3 protein-coding genes are annotated in these 3,103 nt (G+C 52.2%); 1 reads left to right on the top strand and 2 read right to left on the bottom strand.

What is annotated here, in order from left to right:
- The first annotated feature begins 179 nt into the window (after positions 1-179).
- Complete coding sequence (uspC, locus tag ACSZPU_RS24650; RefSeq protein ID WP_499004212.1) at positions 180-605, top strand: universal stress protein UspC; 426 nt, start codon at positions 180-182, stop codon at positions 603-605.
- A 31-nt stretch (positions 606-636) separates the two neighbouring features.
- Here uspC and otsA read toward each other — a convergent pair whose 3' ends face one another.
- Complete coding sequence (gene otsA, locus ACSZPU_RS24645; RefSeq protein WP_499004210.1) at positions 637-2,061, bottom strand: alpha,alpha-trehalose-phosphate synthase; 1,425 nt, start codon at positions 2,059-2,061, stop codon at positions 637-639.
- Positions 2,036-2,842, bottom strand: a complete 807-nt coding sequence (gene otsB / locus ACSZPU_RS24640; RefSeq protein ID WP_499004208.1) for a trehalose-phosphatase — start codon at positions 2,840-2,842, stop codon at positions 2,036-2,038. The genes otsA and otsB overlap by 26 nt, the downstream gene beginning before the upstream one ends.
- Positions 2,843-3,103: the final 261 nt, after the last annotated feature.

Below are 3,103 nucleotides of genomic sequence, written 5' to 3'. Positions count from 1 at the left end.
GTCATGATAATAGGGCCTTCTGATTAGAAGGCCCTATTATCAATGATTTTTATCCTCGTGACGACACTATCTAATGAATATTTATGACTTTCTTCACAAGATTGTCATATTGATAAGTTGCTACGTTGGCGCAAACAGAGTAATGGTGATATGTGAACCTTATCGGTAAGGAGCCAATCATGGGCTACGCGCATCTGTTGGTTGCAGTATCGGCATCCCCTGAAAGCCACGCGCTGGTGGCGAAAGCGGTGTCAATAGCACGTCCGTTCCAGTCCCGATTAACCCTCATCACACTAACGTCCGATCCCGAAATGTATAACCAGCTTGCGGCACCAATGATGGAAAATGTGCGCGAGATCCTGCAGGAAGAAACGCAGCAGTTTATGGATGAACTGGTAAGCCGCGCTGATTACCCCATTGAGCAGGTAATTATTACGTCCGGTGAGCTTAGCGAGCACGTGCTGCATACCTGCAGTAACCAAGACGTCGACCTGGTTATCTGCGGTAATCACAATCAGAGTTTCTTTGCACGCGCAGCCTGTTCCGCCAAAACGATTGTCGGCGCAAGTGAAGTGGATGTATTGCTGGTGCCATTGAGCGACTAAAACCCCTCCCGTACAGCGGAAGGGGTGGTCTTTAGGCCAGTTTCGGGAAGGTCGCCACTTTGTTCTGTAGGTCGCTCTGAGCGCTACGTGGCGTGATGCGCTTTAAATCGCTAATAAACCTTTGCTGCCAGTGATCGATATCGTTTTGCACGATCACAGCAAGCATTTCAGCATGGCGCGCAATACGCTCGGCAAGGGGCATCGTCAGGGCACGATCCATCGCCGCTGCGACATCATCACGGTCATAAGGATTCACAATCAGCGCTGACGTCAGCTCGTTTGCTGCACCGGCAAACTGTGAAAGCACCAGTACGCCGGGATTCGCCGGATCCTGCGCCGCAATATACTCTTTCGCCACCAGGTTCATCCCGTCACGCAATGGTGTGACCAGTCCAACGTCCGAATACCTGAAGACCTTCATCAGTACCTTTCGGTCGAAATGCTGATTGAGATAGTAAAGCGGCGTCCAGCCAAGCTGACCGTATTTCCCGTTAATGCGCCCAGCTTCCGTTTCCAGCTGATGGCGAATGTCCTGATAGGCCTGCACTTCACCGCGCGATGTCGGGGCGATTTGCGTATAGCGGATTTTGCCGTGGTGCTGCGGGTATTTCTCCAGCAGGGTTTCATACGCGAGGAATCGTTCAGGCAAGCCTTTCGAGTAATCCAGCCGCTCAACGGAGAAGATATTCTTCACGTTTTTCAGCTCGGCTTTCAGCTGTGCCAGTTTTGGCGGCAGCGGCCCGGAGGCCTGCTGGGCAATCTCTTTCGGTTCAATACCGATAGGATAAACCTCCGTGCGGAAGCTTTTGCCCCAGGCCGTGTGGCTCTTCCCGCCGCGTGTGGTCAGGCGGGTTTGCATGGACAAACAGTCAAGAAACGCCAGGCGGTCACTTTCAGTCTGGAACCCCAGCAGATCGTAGTCGCACAGCTCTTCCAGCAGCTCCGCATTCGGCGGCAGCGCGTTGAAAATTTCCGGCGTCGGGAAAGGAATATGCAAAAAGAAGCCAATGCGGTTGTTTACGCCACGCTGGCGCAGTTCGCTGGCAAAGGGCAACAGATGGTAATCGTGGACCCACAGAATATCGTCCTCTTCCACCAGCGGCAACAGTTTGTCCGCCAGTAGCGCATTCACGCGCTGATACCCTTCCCAGGCTTCGCGCTGATATTTCACTAAATCCAGGCGGTAGTGAAAGGCGGGCCACAGTACCGCATTTGAAAACTGGGAATAATATTGGTCGTAATTTTCTTCACTCAGATTAAACGACGCCCAGGTGATATTCCCCTTCGTCACCTTTTTTAGCGGTTTGTCCTCATTGCCTGTCTCACCACTCCAGCCGAACCATAATCCGCCGGTGGCTTTTAATGCCCCCAAAATCCCTACAGCCAGCCCACCTGCGCTGGTCCTTTTATCATCAGGCGGAGCAATACGATTAGATACTACGACTAAGCGACTCATAGCCATCTCTCCTGTTTGTTAGCGCCCTTTTTTCTTCTTCTTGATGGTCGGTGATACGATTAAGCCACTGATGAACGTCATTCACGCCACCCAGTCGCCATTTGGCCTGGGTGACTCCTGTCCCGACTTTCACCGAGATACCTGACTTCGCGTTGACAATCTCAAAGCCGTGTTCATCTGTCAGGTCATCGCCGATAAACACCGGTTTTCGGCCAGCAAACGGCGGCTCCTGCAAAAAAGCAGCGATGGCCGCACCTTTGTTAATACCAGACGGTTTAAGCTCCACCACACAGTTGCCCGGCTGCATAGCCAGCTGACCCCAATTTTCCACCATCTTACGGGCCAGCGCGAAAATGGCCTCTTCATGCTGCGGTGCCTGTCGATAGTGCAAGGCAAACGCCATGCCCTTGGTTTCCAGCTCAGCGCCTTTCAGCACGCTCATGTCCGCCTCAAGCGCACGTTCCAGCGGCTGGAGGATATCGTCCGGCAATGCCACCCGATGAGTTTGACCGTTGATGTCGCGGCGCTCTGCCCCGTGAACCCCGGCAAGGGGAAAACGATAAGGTTTGGCGAGCGTATCCAGCTCGGCCATTGAGCGCCCTGAAATCAATGCCACCGCCCCATCGTTCAGTTCAGCAAGCCGCGCCAGGTGCCTGAGAACATCCGGTGGAACGGAAACCTGGTCGGGATGCGGTTTGATATCAGCGAGGGTTCCGTCAAGATCGAAGAAAAAAGCAAAATTACCGGAAAAGACTGGCGGTTCAGATAACAGGTCAGCCACCCTGGTTTCCTCCTTAATGGTTATGGATGAGAGGTCTCTTGCGAAAACCTTTCATTATCATTAGCCATGTAAGTATAGACAGTGTGACGCTGCTCGCCATTTTATGCATAACCCATCAACCAGCCTGGCGGTTGATGGGTTACTGGAAGTATGCTTAAAGATTAGCCTGCATATTGGTGAAAGATGTTAGATAGTGTCGTCACGAGGATAAAAATCATTGATAATAGGGCCTTCTAATCAGAAGGCCCTATTATCATGACT

This window comes from Phytobacter sp. V69, assembly GCF_965644215.1.
In the GTDB taxonomy this organism is placed as follows: Bacteria; Pseudomonadota; Gammaproteobacteria; order Enterobacterales; family Enterobacteriaceae; genus Phytobacter.
This window is presented reverse-complemented; position numbering and strand designations above follow the sequence as displayed.